We start from the raw sequence: 23984 nt of genomic DNA on the forward strand, positions 1-23984 counted from the left end.
CCTGTGGGAGAGTAGGACACCGCCGAACAATTCTTTCGGGAAAGCCCCGGACCTTATGGTCCGGGGCTTTTCTGCGTTCACCACCACCCCACCCCCGAGGAAGAGCCCTGCTTTTCCGTGCCGCCCTCATGCCCTCGACCTGACTTCAAGGCGTTCCAGAGAGACCGGGTCGAAGGCCAATCCATCGAGCCCTGAAATCGGTGTGTTGCATCGTCTCTCGCTGAACGGACCTCGTGTAGTTGCTGCGAGAGACGAGTATCTTGAAGCCTTGCCGTCGACTGTGGCCGGCAAGGCTGCGGGCATCGTCATGCGGGGCTGTGATGGATGGGGCCGGTTCGGGCACGGTGAGTCGGTCCTGGGTGTCGCTGCCTGGGCTGGGGGTGCCGGAGGCTGCAGGAGTTACAGGCGCCCCGCTGCCTTCAATGCCAGATAGGCATCCGCGACTGCAGGAGCCAGGTTGTCGGGTGTGGCATCGACGACGGTTACCCCGTGCCGTTGAAGCTGTTCGGCAGTGCGATGACGCTGGTTCTGGGCCTGGGTGCCGGCAGCGGCCTCGTACACGGCATCCAGGGTGCCGCGGTCCTTGGCCATCTCATCGACGTGAGGGTCGGCAACGGAACCCAGGAGCACCGTGTGGCGCTGTGTGAGCTGAGGAAGGATCGGCAGCAGGCCCTCCTCGATCGGAGCAGCGTCCAGGCTGGTCAGCAGGACCACGAGAGATCGGCGCGGCGCATGCTTGAGCGCGGCGGCGCTGAGTCCGCGGGCGTCGGTCTCCACGAGCTCGGGTTCGAGCGGCGCGAGGGCGTTGACCATTGCGGGGAGTACCTCACCGGCCGCGCGGCCCTGGACCTGGGCACGCGTACGCCGGTCGTAGGCCAGGAGATCCACACGATCACCAGCGCGGGTCGCGAGCGCGGTGAGCAGCAGCGCGGCGTCCATGGCCGCGTCGAGGCGCGGGACGTCGCCCACACGTCCGGCCGAGGTTCTGCCGGTGTCGAGGACGATGAGGATGTGCCGGTCGCGCTCTGGCCGCCAGGTGCGTACCGCGACAGAGTTCTGGCGAGCCGTGGCGCGCCAGTCGATCGACCGGGTGTCATCGCCGGGGACGTACTCGCGCAGACTGTCGAACTCGGTGCCCTGACCGCGTGTCAGCACACTGGTGCGGCCGTCGAGCTCGCGCAGTCGGGCGAGTCGGGACGGGAGATGCTTGCGGCTCGTGAAGGGCGGCAGGACGCGGACGGTCCACGGCACGTTGTGGTTTCCCTGGCGGGCGGCGAGTCCGAGCGGTCCGTAGGAGCGGACGGTGACGCGTTCCGCGTGGCGGTCGCCGCGGCGGGTGGGGCGCAGGATCGTGGAGATACGGCGACGCTCACCGGTCGGCACAGTCAGCCTGTGGCGCGACGCGGCCTGTTCGGTGCCGGAGGGCCAACTGCTGGGGGGCCAGGCGTCGCGGAGTTGGGCGCGCAGACGGCGGTTCGACGGGTTGGTGACGGTGAGCTCCACCTCCGCGCTGTCACCGAGTCGAACGGATGTGTCGCCATTTCGGGTGAACTGGAGCCTGCGCACTGGTGCGGCCAAGGCGTAGTCGCACAGAATTGCTACTGAGAGTGGTGCGTTGACGGCGAGGATTCCCGCCCAGCTGGGTTCAAGGAATCCGATGGGGATCGAGCCGAGGGCGGCCAGGAGAGCTGCTCGTCCAGTGAGGGCCATGGCGCACTGCCTCAGCGGGGGACGGGGACGTGGGCGAGGATCGCGGTGATGACGGAGTCTGCGGTGACTCCTTCCATCTCCGCCTCGGGGCGCAGCTGGATGCGGTGCCGGAGTGTGGGAAGCGCGAGTGCCTTCACGTCGTCGGGGATCACGTAGTCCCGGCCGGTGAGCCAGGCCCAGGCCCGCGCGGTGGACAGCAGAGCGGTGGCGCCTCGGGGAGAGACGCCGAGAGCGAGTGAGGGGGATTCACGGGTGGCACGGCAGATATCGACGACATAGCCCGCGATCTCGGGCGACACCACGGTCTTCGCTACGGCGGCGCGTGCGGCTTCCAGGTCGGCCGCTCCGGCGACGGGACGGATCCCTGCGGCCTTCAGGTCCCGGGGGTTGAAGCCCTCGGCGTGCCTGGAAAGGACGTTGATCTCGTCCTGGCGCGAGGGCAGCGGCACCGTCAGTTTGAGAAGGAAGCGGTCGAGCTGAGCCTCGGGGAGGGGATACGTGCCTTCGTACTCGACCGGGTTCTGGGTCGCGGCGACCAGGAACGGATCGGGGAGCAGGCGCGGTGTGCCGTCGACCGTGACCTGCCGTTCCTCCATGGCCTCCAGCAGCGACGACTGCGTCTTCGGAGGTGTCCGGTTGATTTCGTCGGCGAGCAGCAGGTTGGTGAACACGGGGCCGGGCTGGAAGGAGAACTCTGCGGTCCTCGCGTCGTAGACCAGCGAGCCCGTGACATCGCTGGGCATGAGGTCGGGCGTGAACTGTACGCGCTTGGTGTCGAGTTCGAGAGACGCAGCGAGAGCGCGGACGAGGAGCGTTTTGGCGACGCCTGGTACTCCTTCGAGGAGCACGTGGCCTCGGCAGAGCAGTGCGACGACGAGTCCGGTGACGGCGGAGTCCTGGCCGACCACGGCCTTCGCGATCTCGGTTCGCAGAGCCTCCAGGGAGGCGCGTGCGCGGTCCGAGTTCTCTGGGGTCTCGGGGGTCGGGGCGCTCATGAAGTGCGTACCTCTCTTTCGAGGGCGTCGAGTTGGTCAGCCAGGCGGACAAGTGCGGAGTCGTCGGTGGGTGCTGGGCCGAAGAGCAGGGCCCGGATGTCCCGGTCACCGGCGTCGAGATGGGCGTGTACGGCAGGGAGCAGTGCTTCGGGGGAGTGGGCGTCCACCGGTGCGATGCCGAGGAGGGGGGCGAGCCGGGTGCGGGTCGCCGAGCGGAGCACGGAGGCGGCGCGGTCGCGGGCCCTGGCCGTGCGGTAGAGGCGTGCGCGGCCCTCGGTGGATTCGGAGGCGCGGACGGCGACGGGCAGGCGTTCGGCCACCAGCGGTCCAAGTCTGCGTGCGCGCCAGACGGCGGCGAGGACTGCGGCGAAGAGGAGTTGGAGGGTGGCCCACAGCCAGCCGGAAGGGATCAGGTCGGCAAGGTTGCCGCCGCCCTCGTCGTCGTTCTCGGGGACGGCGGATTCATCACCGAGTGAAGGGATGTACCAGACCAGATGAGGCCGGGATCCCAGGAGTTGGAGCGCCAGGGAGGCATTGCCCTGCTCGGCGAGGCGCTCGTTGTAGAGGATGTCGGGAGAGCCGAGCAGGACGGTGTCGCCGTTGCCCGGATCGTTGATCCTGACCAGGGTGGGCAGTTCGTCGCTGGGGTAGCAGGAGTCGGCGTCGAGGAGGTCCTCGGTGAGGTAGCGCTCGCCGCCGATGTCGGTCCTTCCCGCTCGCTCGGCGGCGGAGAAGCTGCACCGGGGTGCGCGAGCGGACACGGATGCGGGCGCTTCCGCCTGCACGCCGGGGGCGAGGACGCCGACGGACGGTGGGCCGGCGGAGACGAGGACCGTCCGCCCGCCCGACGCCACCATCGCTGCCCGCAGACGCTCCTGCTGACGCACCGTCAGGAGGTCGGGTGTGACCACCAGAAGGGTGGTGTCGGGGCCGGTGGCGGTGGTGGCCTCGTCGAGGGTGGTGGCCACACGGGTGTCGACGCCCCGGGCCTTGAGCAGTTCGGCCACGGCGCGGCTGCCGGGACGGTCTGCCGAGCGGGGGTCGAGGCGTCCGTGCTGGTCCCCCGAACGCACGGCGGCGATGGCGATCCCGGCGGCTACGAGGACGACGAGCGCGAGCAGCACGCCCCGGCTCCGCCGCCAGATCTGCTGGGGAGTCAGGGACGTCGATGTGATTCCGGCCGTGGCCGCGTTCATCCGGCTGCTCCCTGGGCCGCAGTGCCGAGTTGGGGCTTGGCGCGTTCCAACTGGCCGTCCAGCTCCTTCAGTTTCGTGTACATCTGCTGGTCGGCCGAGCGGCCGCCGTATGTGATGTCGTCGAAGGCGCGTGCGGCTGTGCGGAGTGCGTCGGCGTGGTCGGGCAGGGACCGCCCGGCTTCCGCGGCTGCCTCGTCGGCGGTGCGTCCGGGGCGCGGGTCGAGCAGGGCCCGCTCCTCAAGAGAGCGGACGATGGCGCGCATCCGTTCCTGGACCGCCTGGTTGAAGCGTCCTGCGGCGGCGTGCGCATCGGCGGCGGCGCGGTGTTCCGGTGCACTGCGCGGTTTGTCGTCGAAGAGTGCGTCGCCGGTGGTGAGCGTGCGGCGCAGGGTGCCCAGACGCCACCAGAGGGCGGCGATCAGTGCGATGACGATCAGGGCGATGACGACGAGGCCGAGCATCCCGCCCGGCGTGACCCCGGATGCGCTGGTGAAGATGCCGTCGACCCACTCCCAGAAACGGTCGAGTCCCCGCTGGAGGAGGTTCGGGTCGTTCTCGTGGTACATCGGCCTGGACAGTTCCCGCTCGGCCGCTTCGCGGGCGGGGACGCGCGGGATTTCCACGGGTACATCGGGTTCGCCGTGGTATGCGCGAATCAAGCGGATCAGTGGCCGCGGCGTGAAGGTTCCCCCCGTGACGGACACGGCATCAGCCCCTGGAGGGGTCGTCGCCGGGTGCGGGTGGGGCGTAGGAGGGGACGCCTGCGGCCCTGGCGAGTTCGAGGTCGAGGGCTTCCCGGCGGATGCGCTGGTCCACGTAGAGGAGGACCGTGACGCCGGCCGAGATCGGGTACGTGATGGACGAGGCGATCACTGCGCCGATGCCCGTGATGATGAGGAAGGGCCAGCCGAACTCGGGGCCGGTGCCCTTGAGGAGTCCCTCGAAGCCGTCGCTGTCCGCTATGAAGGCGAGCACGCTGAAGGGGACCGAGATGATCATCGACACGATGAGGGTGAGCATCAGCACCAGCACGAGAATGCCGAACGTCCGCCACCAGGCGCCGCGGACCAGTTTGGCGGAGCGGCGCATCGACTGCAGGGCGCTCTCTCGCTCCAGCATCAGCGCAGGGGAGGCCAGGGCATAGCGGACCCAGAGCCATACGGCCACGAGGACGCCCGCCAAGCCGCCCAGGGCCCGGAGAGCAGCGGAGTCGAGCAGTACGCCGGGGAGGATGCCCACGACGATGACTCCTGCGCACATCAGCACGACCAGCACAGTCAGCACAAGGAGCTGGAGGAGCCGGGGTCGGGCCTCGCTCCAGGCGTCGGAAAGGCTGACCTGGCGCCCCAGCACGGAGCGGCTGATCACGACGGTGAGCAGCGCGGTGATGAAGAGTGCGGAGATCAGTGCGATGCCCAGCGCGGGGATCGCGGCGATCAGGCTCGACTGCGTCGATTCGACGAGTTGGCTGAGGGCTTCTTCGGGGGAGGCGTCGGGGTTCGCGGCAGGGGGCGGCGGGAGCAGATAGCGCTGGATCAGGATGTCGGCTGTCTGGCTGATGACGGAGGCGGTGATGGTGATGCCGAGGACCGTTCGCCAGTGCGCGCGCAGCGTCGACACCGAGCCGTCCAGGATCTCGCCGACACCAAGGGGGCGGAGCGGGATGACTCCGGGCTTGGCTGCCGGCGGAGGGCCGCCCCAGCCACCGTGCTGGGGGCCGCCGCCCCAGCCACCGGGCTGGACAGGTGGTACGGGACCGCCGCCGGGGGCGGTGGGCGACGTCCACTGGCCGGCGGGTGGCTGCTGCTTGGACCACTTCGAGTCGGGCCCTGCCGTGTCGGCGGGCTCGGCGGGCCGCGGCACTCCGGATCCCTGGCCGTCGTCGGAGGGCGCGGATCCGGGCGAGGCCCAGCCCGGAGTGTCGTTCACAGTGATCCACCTCGTGGAATGCTCAGGCGGCCGGCTCGGCGAGCCGGTGCTGTCTCGGTGACCGACCGCACGGTGCGGCGGAAGGCTGGCAGCCATCGTGCCACGCGCCGTCCGCCGGTGGGCGGGGCCCCGGATCTCCTTCTCGGCTTCCTTCTTGGCTTCATTGTGACTGTTCCAGCAGGCAGACTGGGCGGATGGCTGATCAGCACTTTCAGGCTCCGGCCGGTGGGGGACCCGCATCGCCTCCGTCGCTACGGTGGGACGAACCGCCCGAAGGGCCCGTACTGGTCCTTCTTGACCAGACAAGGCTGCCCGCCGAGGAGGTCGAGCTGGTCTGCACGGACGTTCCTGCACTGGTGCAGGCGATCCGGACGCTCGCCGTGCGCGGGGCGCCACTGCTCGGTATCGCGGGCGCCTACGGGGTGGCGCTGGCTGCCGCGCGGGGGTACGACGTCGTGGAGGCCGCGGCGCTGCTGGAGGGGGCGCGGCCCACCGCGGTGAACCTCGGGTACGGAGTGCGGCTGGCGGCCGCCGCGTACAGGGAGGCGGTTGCCGCTGGCGCCGGTGAGGAGGCGGCGGCAGGAGCCGCGCTCGCCGCGGCGAAGGATCTGCATCGGCAGGACGCCGAGGCCAGTGCCCGCATGGCGGGGCATGGGCTCGCGCTGCTCGACGAGCTGCTGCCGGGAGGCGGCCACCGGATACTGACGCACTGCAACACCGGACGGCTGGTCTCGGGCGGCGAGGGCACGGCGTTCGCCGTGGCGCTCGCCGCGCACCGGGAGGGCCGGTTGCGCAGGCTGTGGGTGGACGAGACGCGACCGCTGCTGCAGGGTGCCCGGCTCACCGCTTACGAGGCGGCAGACAGCGGAATGCCGTACACCTTGCTCACGGACAATGCGGCGGGGTCGCTGTTCGCTGCCGGGCAGGTGGATGCGGTACTGATCGGAGCCGACCGCATCGCCGCCGACGGCTCGGTGGCGAACAAGGTGGGGAGCTATCCGCTGGCGGTGCTCGCCAAGTACCACCATGTGCCTTTCGTCGTCGTGGCGCCCACGACGACGGTGGATCTGAGGACCCCGGACGGGGCGTCGATAGAGGTCGAGCAGAGGTCGGGGCGCGAGGTGACGGAGATGAACGTGCCGCAGAGCGTGCCGACCGCGGTCGGCACGGCAGGCGGGCTGCAGACGGCGCCGCCGGGGGCCTCGGCCTACAACCCGGCGTTCGATGTCACACCGCCCGAACTCGTCACTGCCGTAGTCACCGAAGAGGGTGTGATTTCGCCGGTCACGCAGGCTGCGCTAGTGGATCTGTGTGCCAGGTCCCGCCGGGCAGCGATTGGCTAATGGGATGATGTCGACCTAATCGACGAAAACGGCCCCTCCACCTGCGGTGATTCGCAGGCAGAGGGGTCGTGACATCCAACGGCTGCATCAACGGCCGCATCAAGCGATCTCGGAGTCCGATCGAGCGGCCTCCAGCTGCCGCAGCCGAGCGGGCTGTCGCAACAGTCGATCAAGGCTCGCTGCGCTTGCTGCCCGACCGCTTCCCGGCCAGCGGGCGAGGGCATTGCCCATCCGGTCTCCGCACCGCAGTCCAGCCACGCGCGCTCAGCCCAACCCCATCCCTGCCCCTCATGCACCAGAGTGGCCCCGGAAGGCAGCAACAGCGCAAGGCCACCAGCACCGGGACACCGCGGTGGAAGCTCGGGAGAGCACCACATGTGACGCATCGAGCGTCTGCTTTCCCGGCCTCCTGAACTGCATGGCAGTCTGACGCACGGTCAGAGGTGCCGCGCACAGCGCGGCGGCGCCGGCCGGACGCCGCCGCCCGGCTCGCATCGTGTCTACGCCGGTGCGGCCGCGCGTCATCGCCCGCCCGCGCCCACAAGGGGGCGAAAGAACCAGGCCGGGGGTGGCGGCGGACAGCTCCACGGCTTGCCCGCGCTCCCCGATTCGGGTCCCGCGTCGAGCAGGACCAGGGCCACTCCACAGTGCGGCAGGGGTGAAGCCTGCCCGAGCAGCGGGCAATCGTACGACCCCCTGATCATGACCCCGAACCGGGCAGGACACCGGCCGAAGCCCCTCCGCCGACCTCAGGCCCGTTGCCTGTCCTTCCCGTTCTTCCAGGGGGCCGCCCAGGGCGCGCTGAGTGCGAGGGCGGCCAAGGCGGCGATATCCCCACCACCCGGGTGGTCCTGGAGCGGGCAGGGTGCTCGCGTCCGTCCATGGCTGCCGGCTGCGCCGGAGGCCTGGGGTCGCCGGGTGTTCCAAGAGCCTGGTGACGCATGGAGATTCCCGCCCGTCGCCAATAGCAGAAATGAGTGTCTCGATGTCCCTTTTGGCACATGGCTTCGAAATGGAGCCCTCCATTCCATACAATCCGCGGCTGTGACACGACAGAAGAACGCGGTTTTCGTCGACGCCTCGGGGCGCCGGCGCCGCCTGATGAGGTATGTGTTCGTTGTCGTCGGTGCCGCGTGTGTCTGTTTCGTCGCCATCGTTCTGGTCGGACTCTTCGGTGCGGGACCTGCCGACGGGCCGCTGCCCTGGAGCGAGAGCCGGCACAAGCAGTCCCCGGCCGCCGACGACCCGCCGCCGTCCACCGCCGGGTCCGGGAGGCCCGCCGACGGTAAGGCTGACGCCGAACCGGTCTCGGACGCGGCCTCTCCCGCGGCCTCCTCCACTCGGGATTCCGGCGCTTCCCAGAGCCCGGGCGCCGCCGGAAGCACTACGTCTGCCCCGGCCGGCACCCACGCTCCACCGGGGGCCGACCCCACGACGGACACCCCGCCCGGAAACTCCGGCAATGCCCCACGGCACAGCCCCACCGTGGGCGGTAAGGGGCCGAAGTGACCCGTCACGCGTTGCGCCGGGAGCCCCGCGCCCACTGGGTACTGCTGGTGCTCACACTGGCGGTCGCCGCCACCGCACTGCTCTTCAGCGGATACGGGCGGCACGAGATAGCCCCGGCGTCCCTGCCCGCACCACAGTGCAGGACCACCGCGCCGCCGGAGTTCGCGGACGGGCCCGTCCTGCGTCAGGCGCCCGGAACCGGCGAAGTGGCCGGCGCCCGCATGCCCTCCGGCACCGTCGCCCTCACCTACGACGGCGGCCCCGACCCCTCCTGGACCCCGCGTCTGCTCAGCGTGCTGAAACAGCACAAGGCCAAGGCCACGTTCTTCCTCACCGGCACGGAGGCTGCCGCCCACCCCGACCTGGTCCGCCGGATCAAGGACGAGGGCCATGAGATCGGCTCGCACACCTACACGGACGCCAATCTCGCCGATCTCTCCGGACCCCGCATCCGCCTGGAGCTCGCGCTCACCCAGAACGTCCTGGCCGGGGCCGCGGGCATTGGCACCCATCTGCTCCGTCTGCCGCACACCGCCGATTCCGCGACTCTCTGCGGCGACATGGCCGAGGCCGCCCGGCAGGTCATCTCCGACGGCTACGTTCTCGTCGCCGCGGACCCCTCTGGCCGGGGCCCAGGGCAGGGTGCTGTCCGTCAGTTCACCGGTTCGCCCCCGGCCGTCGCCGAGACCGAACGGCTACTGACCGCCGACCGTGGCGAGCGGGTGACGTACACGAGCGTCGGGGACGGTCTAGGCCTTCCCGGCACCACCTACGGCGTCTCCACGGCCGCCGAGTGGAGGGGGGCCGCGGTCATCCGCGCCCAGCAGGCGTCCTGGGCCTTCGCCGATGGCATGACCTGGTTCCTGCTCGCGGCCGGCGTGATCACGGCGGCGCGGACGGTGATGCTGTTCACGGTCGCCCGTCTGCATGTCAAGCGCGTGCGCGCCAAGCGCTCCCGCCGGCTGCGCCGCCGGACCGGCCCACCCGTTCCTCCGCTCACCGACCCGGTGTCGGTGATCATTCCCGCGTACAACGAAGAGGCGGGCATCGCGGCGACCGTACGTTCGCTGCTCGCCTCCACCCACCAGGCCGTCCAGATCATCGTCGTCGACGACGGCTCCACCGACCGGACCTTCGAGATCGCCGAGGCGATCGACGACCGCCGGGTCATGGTCATTCGCCAGGCCAACTCCGGCAAGGCGGCGGCCCTCAACACAGGACTCGCCTGGGCCCACTTCGACATCGTCGTCATGATCGACGGCGACACGGTCTTCGAGCCCGACGCGATCTTCAATCTGATCCAGCCGTTGGCCGACCCCCGTGTCGGCGCGGTCAGCGGCAACACCAAGGTCGGCAACCGCCAGGGAGTACTCGGCCGCTGGCAGCACCTCGAGTACGTCATCGGCTTCAACCTCGACCGCCGCATGTTCGACGTCATGGAGTGCATGCCGACGGTACCCGGAGCGATCGGAGCGTTCCGCCGCGACGCCGTCGTGGGCGTCGGCGGACTCAGCGAGGACACCCTCGCCGAGGACACCGACCTCACCATGGCCCTGTGCCGGGCCGGCTGGCGCGTCGTCTACGAGGAATCGGCCATCGCCTGGACCGAGGCTCCCTCCACGGTGCGCCAGCTGTGGAAGCAGCGCTACCGCTGGTGCTACGGCACGCTCCAGGCCATGTGGAAACACCGCGGTGCGGTGCTGCAGCGGGGCGCGGCGGGAAAGCTGGGCCGCCGGGGCCTGACCTACCTCCTGCTGTTCCAGACGGTCCTGCCGCTGATCGCCCCGCTTGTGGATGTCTTCGCACTGTACGGACTGCTGTTCCACGGCGCGGAGCAGGCGGCGGCAGTCTGGATCGCCTTCACAGCGGTGCAGGTCTTCAGCGCGGTGTACGCGCTGCGGCTGGACCGGGAGAAGTTCGAGCCCCTGTGGACCCTGCCGCTCCAGATCTTCGTCTACCGCCAGCTCATGTACCTCGTGGTCGTCCACTCCGTGGTCACGGCCCTGCTGGGCAACCGTCTGCGGTGGCAGCGGATGCAGCGCACGGGTTCGGCGACGGACACCCTCGAGGATCGCCGCGCGGTGCACAGCTGACGATCCGCGGGCAGCGCAAGGGGCCATGATCACTCGTGCCAGAGCATCTCCAGGAGTGAGCCGCTGCTCACCTCGGGCTTCTCTGACCGGGCGGGCGGGTGCTGCGTCATAGGTCGTAGTCTTCTGGAGATCGTTCCGGCCCGAGCACTGGAGAATCTGCCGATCGAGGCGGCCGCTCAGACGTATCGAGTCGTCGCCCCGTGCCCCTCCGCAGGTCGACCTGCACAATGGGCTGACATGCGTTACTGACACCTACGCCAGCGGACGAGGGCAGACAGTGACGATCGGATACGACTATCGTCACGGCGCAGTGACCTCCCTCACCTGCACCTCAGCGACCGTTACGAGAATGGGATGATGTCGTTTATGAAGGGACGCGTCCTCGTCGTCGACGACGACACCGCACTGGCCGAGATGCTCGGGATTGTGCTGCGTGGTGAAGGTTTCGAACCGTCGTTCGTTGCAGACGGCGACAAGGCTCTTGCGGCATTCCGGGAGGCCAAGCCGGACCTGGTGCTGCTGGATCTCATGCTGCCCGGTCGGGACGGCATCGAGGTGTGCCGGCTGATCAGGGCCGAGTCGGGTGTGCCGATCGTCATGCTCACGGCCAAGAGCGACACCGTAGACGTGGTGGTCGGGCTGGAGTCCGGTGCCGACGACTACATCGTCAAGCCGTTCAAGCCCAAGGAGCTGGTGGCCCGTATCCGGGCGCGGCTCCGGAGGTCGGAGGAGCCGGCTCCCGAGCAGCTCGCTATCGGGGACCTGGTCATCGATGTGGCCGGTCACTCCGTGAAGCGGGACGGGCAGTCGATCGCGCTGACCCCGCTCGAATTCGATCTGCTCGTGGCGCTCGCCCGTAAGCCGTGGCAGGTGTTCACCCGCGAGGTGCTGCTCGAGCAGGTGTGGGGCTACCGCCATGCCGCCGACACCCGGCTGGTGAACGTCCACGTGCAGCGGCTGCGCTCCAAGGTCGAGAAGGACCCGGAGCGGCCCGAGATCGTGGTGACCGTCCGTGGCGTCGGATACAAGGCAGGGCCGAGCTGACATGACCGTGGGCAGTGCTGCTCCGAAACCCGGGGGGCCGGGAGTCCGTACGGGGCGGGCTGCCGGACCAGGGCGTGGGCCTTCACGCGTAGGCAGGGTGCTCCAGGACGGAGCGCCGGGCGGACCGGTTCTCCGGATGGCCATGCGCTGGGTCCGCCGACCCCTGCTGCCCGCCGTACGGCTGTGGCGCCGCAACATTCAGTTGCGGGTGGTCGTGAGCACGCTGCTGATGTCGCTCGGCGTGGTGCTGCTGCTCGGGCTCGTCGTCATCGGCCAGGTCCGCAACGGACTGCTGGATGCGAAGGAGCAGGCGGCGCAGAGCCAAGCCGCAGGCGGTTTCGTTGCGGCACAGGACACGGCGAGCGCAACGCCGGCCCTCGGCGGGCCGGATGGTGACGCCACCGACGGCAGGCCCGGCCGGGGCGCCGTCAACTGGCGGTCCGAACTGGTGAAGCAGCTGGCCAGCGGTGGCCAGGGCGCCTACCACGTGGTGGCGCTCAGCCCGGACTCCGAGGACGCGGGCACGAGCCGTGGTCCCCGGGCGTCGGGCGATGTCGATGTGACGAGCATTCCCGAGTCCTTGCGCGGATCCGTCGCGCAGGGGACGGGTACGTTCCAGACGTACGTCAAGATCAAGTACTCGACTCCGAAGGAGGCCGAGGCCGGGCTGGTGGTCGGCAAGCGCCTCAACGACGTCGAGGGCAACGCCTACGAGCTGTACTACCTCTTCCCCCTGACGCAGGAGGAGGAGTCGCTGAGCCTGGTCAAGGGAACTCTCGCGACAGCAGGACTGTTCGTGGTCGTTCTGCTCGGTGCGATCGCATGGCTGGTGGTGCGCCAGGTCGTCACGCCGGTGCGGATGGCCGCGGGGATTGCCGAGCGGCTCTCGGCAGGGCGGCTCCAGGAACGGATGAAGGTCACCGGCGAGGACGACATCGCCAGGCTCGGCGAGGCGTTCAACAAGATGGCGCAGAACCTCCAGCACAAGATCCAGCAGCTGGAGGAGCTCTCCAGGATGCAGCGGCGGTTCGTCTCGGACGTCTCGCACGAGCTGCGCACCCCGCTGACCACCGTGCGGATGGCGGCGGACGTCATCCACGAGGCGCGGAGCGATTTCGACCCGGTGACAGCGCGCTCGGCAGAGCTGCTCGGGGACCAGCTGGACCGGTTCGAGTCGCTGCTCTCCGATCTGCTGGAGATCAGCCGCTTCGACGCGGGCGCGGCTGCGTTGGAGGCCGAGGCGATAGATCTGCGCGAGGTCGTGCACCGAGTGATCGGCGGGGCTGAGCCGCTGGCCGAACGCAAGGGCACCCGGATCCGCGTGGTCGGCGACGAGCAGCCCGTGGTCGCCGAGGCGGACGCCCGCCGTATCGAGCGGGTCCTGCGCAATCTCGTGGTGAACGCGGTCGAGCACGGCGAGGGACGCGATGTGGTCGTACGACTGGCCTCGGCCGGCGGAGCCGTCGCGGTGGCCGTGCGCGACTACGGCGTCGGGCTGAAGCCCGGCGAGGCGACCCGGGTGTTCAACCGCTTCTGGCGGGCCGACCCGGCGCGTGCGCGCACCACCGGAGGCACGGGTCTCGGACTGTCCATCGCCGTCGAGGACGCACGGCTGCACGGCGGCTGGCTGCAGGCGTGGGGTGAGCCCGGCGGTGGCTCGCAGTTCCGCCTGACCCTGCCGCGCACCGCGGACGAACCGCTGCGCGGATCACCGATACCCCTGGAGCCCAAGGATTCCCGGCGCGCCCGTGAGCGTGCCGCGGCCGACGAGGTGAACGAGACCGCTCTGCGGCTGGCCACGGTGCCGCTGCAGCCCGGAGCGAACCGGTCGCCGATACCGGTGCCGCCGAAGACGCCCCCCACCGGGGCGGTGGACCCTGCGGCCCTGCCGGGCAGCGGTGCCCGCGTCGTGGCACGCCAGGCCGGAGAGCGGCTGGGGGACGGCGAGACGGCCGGAAGGATCTCGGAGCGGGAGGACACAACTCGTGGGCGCTGAGCGTCTGGGCCACGGCCGTGGGCGGGCGCTTCGGGCGCTCACGCTGCCCACCTGCGCCGCAGTCCTGCTGGCCGGTTGCGCGTCGATGCCGGACCGGGGCGACGTCGAGCAGGTGAAGGCCACCAAGGGTGCGGACTCGCAGGTGCGGGTCCTCGCGGTGCCGCCTCGCGAGGGCGCCGAGCCCGATGAGGTTGTCGTCGGCTTCCTGGAAGCCATGACCAGTGACGATCCGAGTTTTGCCACGGCGCGCAAGTACCTGACGAAGAGCGCCGCGAAGGAGTGGCGGCCGGAGCAGCTCACGACGGTGCTGACCGAGGCGCCCGACCCGGGGCCTGCGACTGTCGGGGAGAGCGAGGACAGCCGCACCTATCCGCTGTCCGGCGAGCTGATCGCGACGGTGGACCGGCACGCCTATCAGGCAGCGGCCCCCAGTCAGTACAGCGGCGGGCTGCGTCTGGTCCGGCAGAGCGGACCGGACGGCAAGGGCAAGGAGTGGCGCATCGACTCCCCTCCGCAGGGCCTTGTGCTCGGGGAGAGCGACTTCCAGCGCAACTACGGGCCCGTCAACCGGTACTACTTCGCCTCCGGGCAGCAGTCGGTTGTGGCCGACCCGGTCTACATCCGGCAGCGGCAGGATCCGATGACCCGGATGGACCCGGTCGCCCAGACCGTCTCGGCGTTGTTCCACGGGCCGACGAACTGGCTCAAGCCGGCGGTGGTCTCGCCCTTCCCGGCGGGTACGGCGCTGAAGAAGGGCGTCACGTCCCTGACGCCGGACGATCAGAACGTCCTGACCGTGCCGCTCAACGACAAGGCCTCCGACGCGGGGCGGACGGCGTGCCACCGGATGGCGACGCTCATGCTGCTCAGCCTGCGTGAGCTCACGTCGCCCCGCGTCGATCAGGTGCGGATCCAGGGAGCGGGCGGCTCCCTGCTGTGCGTGCTCAGCGCCGACCAGGCGGAAGCATCCAATCCGGCCGCCGGGACGTCGGTGAGCCGCGACAACGTGTACTTCGTCGACGACGACGGCCGGATGGCCGTGGTGGGAGCAGACGCCAAGACCGTGGACAAGACCACGGTCCGAGGGCCGTTCGGCACCGGCGAGCTGCGTCTGAGCACGGTTGCGGTCGCACGCAGCCAGCAGCGCGCGGCGGCCGTCTCGCACGACGGTCAGCGTCTCTACACCTCGTCGATCATGTCCGACGAGGAGCTCGCCGCCCCGCTGGTGGTCAGCGCGGCCAGAAGGCCGCAGGACCGGCTGTCCGCGCCCAGCTGGGACCGGAACGACCTGTGGGTCGCCGACCGCGACCCGGCCGGGCCGAGGCTGCTGCGCCTCGCGGGCGGCAAGGGCGAGCCCGAGCAGGTTGCGGTCGACGGGCTCGACGGTGCCAGGATCGAGTCCCTGAGGGTGTCCGCCGACGGCGTGCGGATGGCACTGCTGCTCTCCAAGGACGGCAGGAGCTCGTTGAGGATCGGCCGGATCGAGCGGCACGTGGATGCCGAGGGCGCCGTCACGGTCTCCGTCGTGGATCTGCAGTCCGCGGCGCCGCGGCTGGAGTCGGTCACCGCGGTGTCCTGGGCCGGGCCGAGCCGGCTCGTGGTGGTCGGCAAGGAGGCCGGCGGTGTCCAGCAGGTGCGCTACATCGCCACCGACGGCTCCCTCTCGCCCGTAGGGGGTGTGCCGGGCCTGAACAAGGTTTCCGCGGTCGCCGCCACGGAGGACGAGAACCAGCCGCTCGTGGCCGTCTCCGACGACGGACTGGTGCGGCTCGCGCCGGCCGCGAACTGGCAGACGATGATCGACAAGGGTTCCTCTCCCGTCTATCCGGGATAGCGCCGGACAGCGCGTGCATCGGGGGACGGCCGGCTGATGCTGAACGCTGAATCCGGAGGGGTCCGGCCGGAGTACGGCCGGGCGTCCGTGTCCGGGACGGTCGCCCGGGCCGTGCGTCCGTGCCCGCTCGGTTCTTCTCCGGCGTCGACCTCGCCCCCGACCTGCCCTGACCCCGACCCGACCCCCGGTCGGGCCGCGGCCTGACCTGCGGTCCGGTCCCGGTCCGGGTTTCGCCGGGTTCCGCGCGCCGTGCCGGTTCTCCACAGGGGTGGCGGGCCTCTGCCGACACCGGCACAGTGAGGTCATGCGGGGCTGGTGGCACGAGATCGCCGGGCTGGTGCTGCCGGTCGCCTGTGCCGGCTGCGGATGCCCTCGTACGCCCCTGTGCGACGAGTGTGCAGGGCAGCTGGCAGGTACCGGACCCCAGCGGGTGCGGCCGTGCCCCGAGCCGGCTGGGCTGCCCGTGGTGTTCGCAGCTGCCCGCTACGAGGACGCGGTGCGGGCCGTACTGCTGGCGCACAAGGAGCGGGGTGCCCTGGGTCTGGCCGGTCCGCTCGGCGCGACCCTGGCCGCTGCCGTGCTGTCGGCGGTGCCCGACGCAGCCGGGGCCCGGGACCCGGGGCCGCTGCTGCTCGTACCGGTGCCGTCGGCTCGGCGTGCGGTGCGGGCACGGGGCCACGATGCGGCACGGCGTGTCGCCGTGGCAGCGGCAGGTGTGCTGCGGCGGTCCGGAGTACACGCCACGGCGCTTCCCCTGCTGCGGCAGTGCCGTCCGGTGGCGGACCAGTCCCGTCTCACGGCCCGCGGGAGGCTGGTGAACATGGCCGGAGCCCTCGCGGTGACGTCCGGTACCGAGCAGCTGCTGGAGGGCCGCAGAACGGTGCTCGTGGACGATCTGATGACGACGGGCGCCACGCTGGCGGAGGCATCACGGGCACTGTGTGCCGCGCTCACCGCCAGGCGTTCGGGGGCCCTCCCGCCGAGCGCCGCAGTGGTCGCCGCACCGCCCTTGTCCTTCCGTACGGACGCCTTGTCCTTGCGTACGGACCGCCGACCCGGAACTGGCTCGAACTGACCCGGAAGCGACCGGAACCGACACAGGAGCTGCAACGTTGCAGGTAGTGAGAGGCCGAGTTCCCCTGAATGGACGTACGCGCTGGTAGCGGGTGCCGACAAGGGCCGGGGCGAGCTATGTTCGGGTTGTGAGGAATGGTGAACTCTGGCCTTCATCGAACACATGGCCCGGTTAAGGCCAGGTGTTCATGAAGGAGCCCAAAACCTCGAAGTTGGTGGGGTGGGGATCTTGCCGATGGGGGAGGAGGAGGTGAAAGTCGCCAAGTCCGAGGCTCCGGTGCTCACCGGGGCCTGGTGCAAAAGGGAGACGCTTCGCGAGGGATGCGAAGCAATCCGGGAACGGAGTTCTGCGTGGACATCGTCGTCAAGGGCCGCAAGACCGAGGTGCCCGAGCGGTTCCGCAAGCACGTGGCCGAGAAGCTGAAGCTGGAGAAGATCCAGAAGCTCGACGGCAAGGTGATCAGCCTCGACGTCGAGGTGTCCAAGGAGCACAACCCGCGGCAGGCAGACCGTTCCGACCGCGTGGAGATCACACTTCACTCGCGTGGCCCGGTCATCCGGGCGGAAGCTGCGGCCGCCGACCCGTACGCGGCGCTCGACCTTGCCACAGCGAAGCTGGAGGGGCGGCTGCGCAAGCAGCACGACAAGCGCCACACCCGCCGGGGCAACGGCCGGCTGTCGGCGGCGGAGGTCGCCGATGTCGTGCCCGGCGTGGCCCAGTTGAACGGGAGCGGGGAGCCCGTCTCCGAGGAACCTTCGGACGCCATTCCCACCACCAGGATCGGTTCGCTCGAAGTACAGGGCGAAGGCCCGCTGGTGGTCCGCGAGAAGAACCACGTCGCCGCCCCGATGACGCTCGACCAAGCGCTCTACGAAATGGAGTTGGTCGGGCACGACTTCTATCTGTTCGTCGACTCCGAGACCAAGGAGCCCAGTGTCGTCTACCGGCGGCACGCCTATGACTACGGCGTCATCCACCTGCAGACCGACCCGCTCGCCGCGCGCGAGTCGGGCGGCGCCGGTGGTGCGCTCGGCGGCTGACCCCGTCCTCCCGTGGTGCCCCTGGAGCGCCCTCTGCGCCCCCAGGGGCACCTCTGTGCCACCAAGGAAACAACACGCTGTCGTGCGGGCATGAAATCATGGCGGTCCGAGCCAACCGATGCACTGTCGACTGCGGTTGGCAGACCGCAGATGACCAGGGCCATGGCCTCAGGGGGAGGAACGATGGCGGACAGCTTCGGGCCGGTGCAGGGCAGGGACGAAACCGAGGGCGCGGACGGCATGGAAGGCGCGGAGACGGAAGTCTCACGCAAGGAGCCGATCCGGGTGCTCGTGGTGGACGACCACGCCCTCTTCCGCCGTGGGCTGGAAATCGTCCTCGCGCAGGAGGAGGACATCCAGGTCGTCGGGGAGGCCGGTGACGGCGCGGAGGCTGTCGACAAGGCCGCGGACCTGCTGCCCGACATCGTGCTGATGGACGTACGGATGCCGAAGCGCGGCGGGATCGAGGCGTGCACCTCGATCAAGGAGGTGGCTCCGAGTGCAAAGATCATCATGCTGACGATCAGCGACGAGGAGGCCGACCTCTACGACGCGATCAAAGCCGGTGCGACCGGATATCTCCTCAAGGAGATCTCCACGGACGAGGTGGCCACCGCGATCCGTGCCGTTGCCGACGGCCAGTCGCAGATCAGTCCTTCCATGGCCTCGAAACTGCTCACCGAGTTCAAGTCGATGATCCAGCGCACCGACGAGCGTCGGCTGGTGCCGGCGCCCCGGCTGACCGACCGGGAGCTGGAGGTCCTCAAGCTGGTCGCCACGGGGATGAACAACCGGGACATCGCCAAGGAGTTGTTCATCTCGGAGAACACGGTGAAGAACCACGTACGCAACATCCTGGAGAAGCTCCAGCTCCACTCTCGGATGGAAGCGGTGGTGTACGCGATGCGCGAGAAGATTCTCGAGATCCGGTAGCCGGCCGAGCGAGCCGTCCCGGCGGAGCCGCCGGGACCGGGGCGCTGGTCCCCGCAGCTCTGCCGTGGAGCTGAGCCGGGGCGGGTGGGACCGGGTGGCGTTCGATCGGGGGGATCAGCCGATGGCCGCCACCAGAGGCGCGGCGAGCTCGGGTCGGTCGACACGTTCGACGCGGACCGAGTCGCAGCCCACCCACTCGGCAGCCTCCCGCAGGGCCTGCGCCATGGGGCGGACCGCCTTCGGGGTGTCCAGAGAGACCTGCCGGGCGACCAGCGTCGCGCCCTCGCGCGCAGGATCGACACGGCCCAGCAGCCTGCCGCCCGAGAGCAGCGGCATGGCGAAGTAGCCGTGCACCCGCTTCGCCTTGGGGACGTACGCCTCCAGCCGGTGGGTGAATCCGAAGATCCGCTCCGTGCGGGCACGCTCCCAGATCAGCGAGTCGAACGGTGACAGCAACGTCGTACGGTGACGGCCGCGCGGCTCGCTCGCCAGCGCCTCCGGGTCCGCCCACGCGGGCTTGTCCCAGCCTTCGACACGGACCGGCACCAGACCGGATGCGGCGACGACGGCGTCGAACTGCTCGCCCTTGAGCCGGTGGTAGTCCGCGATGTCCGCGCGCGTGCCCACCCCCAGGGCCTGGCCGGCCAGCCGCACCAACCGCTCCAGGCACTCGCGGTCGTCGAGCTCGTCATGGAGGAACTCGTCCGGGATCGCACGCTCCGCAAGGTCGTACACCCGCTTCCAGCCGCGTCGCTCGGTGCACACCACCTCGCCGTACATCAGGGCTCGCTCGACCGCGACCTTCGACGCCGACCAGTCCCACCACTCCCCGCCGTTCTTGGCGCCGCCCAGCTCGGTGGCGGTGAGCGGCCCCTCGGCGCGCAGTTGCTTGATCACCGCGTCGTACGAGCCGTCCGGCAGGTCGTGGTACCAGTGCGGACGGGAGCGGTAGGCGCGGCGGCGGAAGGCGAAGTGCGGCCACTCCTCCGCGGGCAGGATGCAGGCCGCGTGCGACCAGTACTCGAAGGCATGTCCCTCGGTCCAGTAGGCGTCCTCGACCGTACGGCGGCCGACGGCGCCCAGGCGGGCGTAAGGGACCAGCTCGTGCGAGCGGGCCAGCACCGAGATCGTGTCCAGCTGGACCGCGCCGAGGTGGCGGAGCACACCGCGCACGCCGCCCCGGCGGTCGGGAGCGCCGAGGAAGCCCTGGGCGCGCAGGGCTATGCGACGGGCCTCGTCGGCTGACAGTTCGGTGGCGGGTGGCGCAGTGGTCATGTCCGGCACCCTAGAGGCCGGCACTGACAGTGAGGCGCTCAGCGGGGCCCTGGACGCCGACGTCACCGCATACGACCCGGGCCGGCCGGCCGCCCATGGAATCGGCCCGGACAGCGCAGCCCTGCTGGTCGCACCGGCGGCAACCTCCATAGCGGCCCTCGGCCTGTGCCCGTTGCCCCCGGTCGCCCCAGGGACGCCCTCCCCTCACGCCCGGCTGTCGTCCCACGCCGTCGCGGGCAGATAGGGGAGCGCCGGGACCAGGCCCAGGTCCGACGGGAGCAGCGAGGCGACCCAGCAGTCCCGGAGCGTCCCCCTGCTCAGGATGCCGGCGCGCTGGACGCCCTCGAGAGTGAACCCTGTCCTCTCGGCGACGGCGCGGGACGCCCTGTTTCCCAGCTCGGCGCGCCATTCCAGGCGTGTGCACGCCAGTTCGTCGAAGGCCCAGCGCGCCAGCCCGAGCACCATCTCCGCCGCATAGCCGAGGCCCCGGTGCTCCTTGGCCGTCCAGAAGCCGATCTCCCATGCGCCGTCGCGCGGATGGTGGAGGCTTGTCGAGGCGAGGAGCGGTCCACCGCCCAGTGGGCGTACGCAGAAGGTGTACGCCGTGTCGTTGCCCCATCCGTCCGGCACGATCAGGCCGACGAACTCGTCCGCGTGCTGACGTTCGTACGGCACGGGTACGGCGGGAATCCAGCGCTGGATGTCGGGGTCCTGACACGCCGCGTGGACCTCTGCGGCGTCGTCCGGCCGGAAGGCCCGCAGTTCCAGCCGCTCGGTGGTGAGAGTGATGGGCTCCATGCGGGGATTCTGGTGACTCTCCGTCGGTGGTGCGAACACTTTTCGGGGGCAGCGGCACCTTCCGCGTCCCCCGAGCGTTCTCCTGGTACGCGGCAGTCGGCCACGGCCCGGGGCACCCCTGAGGGGGAGGACCTCCCGGCACGGCGGTGTCCTCGCTTACGATGGCCGATGCGGTGGGGTCCACCTGCCGTGCCCGCGCCAGTGTCCGTCACACGACCCAGTGCCAGGCCCGACCGGCAAGGAGACCCGCCTCAGTGTCCGTCTTCAACAAGCTCATGCGTGCAGGCGAAGGCAAGATCCTGCGCAAACTGCAACGCATCGCGGACCAGGTCAACTCCATCGAAGAGGACTTCGTCAGCCTCTCCGACGCCGAGTTGCGGGCGCTCACCGATGAGTACAAGGAGCGCTACGCCAACGGCGAGACTCTGGATGACCTGCTGCCCGAGGCCTTCGCGACGGTCCGCGAGGCCGCCAAGCGTGTCCTCGGCCAGCGCCACTACGACGTCCAGATGATGGGCGGCGCCGCGCTCCACCTCGGTTATGTCGCCGAAATGAAGACCGGTGAGGGCAAGACCCTCGTCGGCACGCTCCCGGCGTACCTCAACGCCCTGTCGGGCAAGGGCGTCCACCTGATCACGGTCAACGACTACCTGGCCGAGCGCGACTCCGAGATGATGGGCCGAGTGCACAAATTCCTCGGTCTGAGGGTCGGCTGCATCCTGGCCAACATGTCGCCCGCCCAGCGCCGCGAGCAGTACGCGTGCGACATCACGTACGGCACGAACAACGAGTTCGGCTTCGACTATCTGCGCGACAACATGGCGTGGTCCAAGGACGAGCTCGTCCAGCGCGGCCACAACTTCGCGATCGTCGACGAGGTCGACTCCATCCTCGTCGACGAGGCCCGTACGCCGCTGATCATCTCGGGTCCGGCCGACCAGGCGACCAAGTGGTACGGCGACTTCGCCAAGCTGGTGACCCGCCTCACCAAGGGTGAGCCCGGGAACCCGCTGAAGGGCATCGAGGAGACCGGCGACTACGAGGTCGACGAGAAGAAGCGGACCGTCGCCATTCATGAGAGCGGCGTCTCCAAGGTCGAGGACTGGCTGGGCATCGACAACCTCTACGAGTCGGTGAACACCCCGCTCGTGGGCTATCTGAACAACGCCATCAAGTCCAAGGAGCTCTTCAAGAAGGACAAGGACTACGTCGTCATCGACGGCGAAGTCATGATCGTCGACGAGCACACCGGCCGTATCCTCGCCGGCCGCCGCTACAACGAGGGCATGCACCAGGCGATCGAGGCGAAGGAAGGGGTGGACATCAAGGACGAGAACCAGACGCTCGCCACGATCACCCTCCAGAACTTCTTCCTCCTCTACAACAAGCTCTCCGGCATGACCGGCACGGCCATGACCGAGGCCGCCGAGTTCCACCAGATCTACAAGCTGGGCGTCGTTCCGATCCCGACGAACCGGCCGATGGTCCGCAAGGACCAGTCGGACCTGATCTACCGCACCGAGGTCGCCAAGTTCGCGGCAGTCGTGGACGACATCGCGGAGAAGCACGAGAAGGGCCAGCCGATCCTCGTCGGTACGACGTCGGTCGAGAAGTCCGAGTACCTCTCCCAGCAGCTCAGCAAGCGCGGCGTCCAGCACGAGGTCCTCAACGCCAAGCAGCACGACCGTGAGGCGATCATCGTCGCCCAGGCCGGCCGCAAGGGCGCGGTCACGGTCGCCACGAACATGGCGGGCCGTGGCACGGACATCAAGCTCGGCGGCAACCCGGACGACCTCGCCGAGGCCGAGCTGCGCCAGCGCGGTCTGGACCCGGTCGAGCACGTCGAGGAGTGGGCCGCGGCCCTCCCCGCCGCACTGGAGAAGGCCGAGCAGGCCGTCAAGTCGGAGTTCGAAGAGGTCAAGTCGCTCGGCGGGCTCTATGTCCTGGGTACGGAGCGGCACGAGTCGCGGCGGATCGACAACCAGCTGCGCGGTCGTTCCGGCCGCCAGGGCGACCCGGGCGAATCGCGCTTCTACCTCTCGCTCGGCGATGACCTGATGCGCCTGTTCAAGGCCCAGATGGTCGAGCGGGTCATGGCCATGGCCAACGTCCCGGACGATGTGCCGATCGAGAACAAGATGGTGACGCGCGCGATCGCGTCGGCCCAGTCCCAGGTCGAGCAGCAGAACTTCGAGACGCGCAAGAACGTCCTGAAGTACGACGATGTGCTGAACCGCCAGCGCAAGGTCATCTACGCCGAGCGCCGCCGCGTCCTGGAGGGCGAGGACCTGCACGAGCAGATCCGCCACTTCATGGACGACACGATCGACGCGTACATCCAGGCGGAGACCGTCGAGGGCTTCGCGGAGGAGTGGGACCTGGACCGGCTGTGGGGTGCCTTCAAGCAGCTCTACCCGGTGAAGGCGACGATCGAGGAGCTGGAGGAGGCCGCGGGAGACCGGGCCGGGATCACTGCCGAGTTCATCGGCGAATCCATCAAGGACGACATTCACGAGCAGTACGACGAGCGCGAGAAGCAGCTCGGCTCGGACATCATGCGCGAGCTGGAGCGGCGTGTCGTGCTCTCCGTGCTGGACCGCAAGTGGCGCGAGCACCTGTACGAGATGGACTACCTCCAGGAGGGCATCGGCCTGCGGGCGATGGCCCAGAAGGACCCGCTGGTCGAGTACCAGCGCGAGGGCTTCGACATGTTCACCGCGATGATGGAGGGCATCAAGGAGGAGTCCGTCGGCTATCTGTTCAACCTGGAGGTCCAGGTCGAGCAGCAGGTCGAGGAGATCCCGGTGCAGGACGCGGCCGAGAAGACCTCCCTGGCCAAGGAGGACGCGGTGCCCGCGGGTGCCGGCCGTACGGAGATCCGCGCCAAGGGCCTGGACGCACCGCAGCGCCCGGACCGGCTGCACTTCTCCGCACCGACGGTCGACGGTGAGGGCGGCATCGTCGAGGGCGACTTCACGAACGGTGAAGGGGCGGCGCGGTCCGAGTCGGACGGGATGACGCGGGCGGAGCGCCGCAAGGCGCAGAAGAGCACGGGCGGGCGCCGTCGCAAGAAGTAGCGGCAGCCCCCGCCACCCGGCGGATCGCACGGCCGTGGGGGGGGGGGGGGGGGGGTGGGGGGGTGGGGGGGGGGGGGGGGTGCTTCTTCTGTTTTTTTTTTCGGGTGTTGCTTTATGCCCTTTTCCGCTGTTTCCTC

17 protein-coding genes are annotated in these 23984 nt (G+C 69.7%); 10 read left to right on the forward strand and 7 right to left on the reverse strand.

The features are described from left to right. Window positions 1-399: 399 nt before the first annotated feature. From AC068D_RS19400 to AC068D_RS19420, 5 genes are read right to left on the reverse strand one after another with little or no spacing between them, the layout of a single operon-like run. Window positions 400-1710 (reverse strand): DUF58 domain-containing protein, encoded by a 1311-nt coding sequence (locus AC068D_RS19400; RefSeq protein ID WP_478824237.1) that lies wholly within the window; start codon window positions 1708-1710, stop codon window positions 400-402. Between the two features lie 11 nt (window positions 1711-1721). Beyond that, window positions 1722-2705 carry an AAA family ATPase gene (locus AC068D_RS19405; RefSeq protein WP_478824238.1) on the reverse strand — a complete coding sequence of 328 codons (984 nt, stop codon included), beginning with the start codon at window positions 2703-2705 and terminating at the stop codon, window positions 1722-1724. After that, the gene (locus tag AC068D_RS19410) at window positions 2702-3901 is read right to left on the reverse strand and encodes a DUF4350 domain-containing protein (protein ID WP_478824239.1); all 1200 of its coding nucleotides are present in this window, start codon (window positions 3899-3901) and stop codon (window positions 2702-2704) included. Before AC068D_RS19410 ends, AC068D_RS19405 begins: the two co-directional genes overlap by 4 nt. Further along, window positions 3898-4605: a DUF4129 domain-containing protein gene (locus AC068D_RS19415; RefSeq protein WP_478824240.1), complete on the reverse strand. Its 708-nt coding sequence runs from the start codon at window positions 4603-4605 to the stop codon at window positions 3898-3900. The genes AC068D_RS19410 and AC068D_RS19415 overlap by 4 nt, the downstream gene beginning before the upstream one ends. A 4-nt stretch (window positions 4606-4609) precedes the next feature. Further along, window positions 4610-5830, reverse strand: coding sequence for a DUF7847 domain-containing protein (locus AC068D_RS19420; RefSeq protein ID WP_478824241.1), 1221 nt, complete (start codon window positions 5828-5830; stop codon window positions 4610-4612). 194 nt (window positions 5831-6024) lie between these two features. Here AC068D_RS19420 and mtnA point away from each other — a divergent pair, with 194 nt between their 5' ends. The 9 genes from mtnA (at window position 6025) to AC068D_RS19465 (ending at window position 18697) form a co-directional block, all read left to right on the forward strand. After that, window positions 6025-7173, forward strand: coding sequence for an S-methyl-5-thioribose-1-phosphate isomerase (gene mtnA, locus AC068D_RS19425; RefSeq protein ID WP_478824242.1), 1149 nt, complete (start codon window positions 6025-6027; stop codon window positions 7171-7173). A 1044-nt stretch (window positions 7174-8217) separates the two neighbouring features. Continuing rightward, on the forward strand, window positions 8218-8682 hold the full coding sequence (locus AC068D_RS19430; RefSeq protein WP_478824243.1) for a hypothetical protein: 465 nt from the start codon (window positions 8218-8220) through the stop codon (window positions 8680-8682). Next, on the forward strand, window positions 8679-10775 hold the full coding sequence (locus AC068D_RS19435) for a bifunctional polysaccharide deacetylase/glycosyltransferase family 2 protein (RefSeq protein ID WP_478824244.1): 2097 nt from the start codon (window positions 8679-8681) through the stop codon (window positions 10773-10775). Before AC068D_RS19430 ends, AC068D_RS19435 begins: the two co-directional genes overlap by 4 nt. Before the next feature lie 354 nt (window positions 10776-11129). Next, window positions 11130-11819 (forward strand): two-component system response regulator MtrA, encoded by a 690-nt coding sequence (gene mtrA, locus AC068D_RS19440; protein ID WP_187283109.1) that lies wholly within the window; start codon window positions 11130-11132, stop codon window positions 11817-11819. Between the two features lies 1 nt (window position 11820). Next, window positions 11821-13815 (forward strand): MtrAB system histidine kinase MtrB, encoded by a 1995-nt coding sequence (gene mtrB / locus AC068D_RS19445; RefSeq protein ID WP_478824245.1) that lies wholly within the window; start codon window positions 11821-11823, stop codon window positions 13813-13815. After that, on the forward strand, window positions 13805-15649 hold the full coding sequence (locus tag AC068D_RS19450) for an LpqB family beta-propeller domain-containing protein (RefSeq protein ID WP_478824246.1): 1845 nt from the start codon (window positions 13805-13807) through the stop codon (window positions 15647-15649). Before mtrB ends, AC068D_RS19450 begins: the two co-directional genes overlap by 11 nt. Window positions 15650-15953: 304 nt before the next feature. After that, window positions 15954-16724 (forward strand): ComF family protein, encoded by a 771-nt coding sequence (locus AC068D_RS19455; RefSeq protein WP_478824247.1) that lies wholly within the window; start codon window positions 15954-15956, stop codon window positions 16722-16724. Between the two features lie 350 nt (window positions 16725-17074). Further along, entirely contained in the window at window positions 17075-17764 is a 690-nt protein-coding gene (gene hpf, locus AC068D_RS19460; protein WP_478824502.1) for a ribosome hibernation-promoting factor, HPF/YfiA family, read from the forward strand. A 183-nt stretch (window positions 17765-17947) separates the two neighbouring features. Beyond that, window positions 17948-18697 (forward strand): response regulator, encoded by a 750-nt coding sequence (locus tag AC068D_RS19465; protein WP_478824248.1) that lies wholly within the window; start codon window positions 17948-17950, stop codon window positions 18695-18697. 114 nt (window positions 18698-18811) lie between these two features. Here the strand turns inward: AC068D_RS19465 and AC068D_RS19470 are convergent, their stop codons facing one another. Continuing rightward, on the reverse strand, window positions 18812-19972 hold the full coding sequence (locus AC068D_RS19470; protein ID WP_478824249.1) for a winged helix-turn-helix domain-containing protein: 1161 nt from the start codon (window positions 19970-19972) through the stop codon (window positions 18812-18814). Between the two features lie 204 nt (window positions 19973-20176). Further along, complete coding sequence (locus AC068D_RS19475) at window positions 20177-20770, reverse strand: GNAT family N-acetyltransferase (protein ID WP_478824250.1); 594 nt, start codon at window positions 20768-20770, stop codon at window positions 20177-20179. 254 nt (window positions 20771-21024) lie between these two features. On the opposite strand from AC068D_RS19475, the gene secA reads away from it, so the two are divergent. Continuing rightward, on the forward strand, window positions 21025-23847 hold the full coding sequence (gene secA / locus AC068D_RS19480; RefSeq protein WP_478824251.1) for a preprotein translocase subunit SecA: 2823 nt from the start codon (window positions 21025-21027) through the stop codon (window positions 23845-23847). The last annotated feature ends 137 nt before the right edge of the window (window positions 23848-23984 follow it).

The organism is Streptomyces sp. NPDC043861, assembly GCF_056435905.1.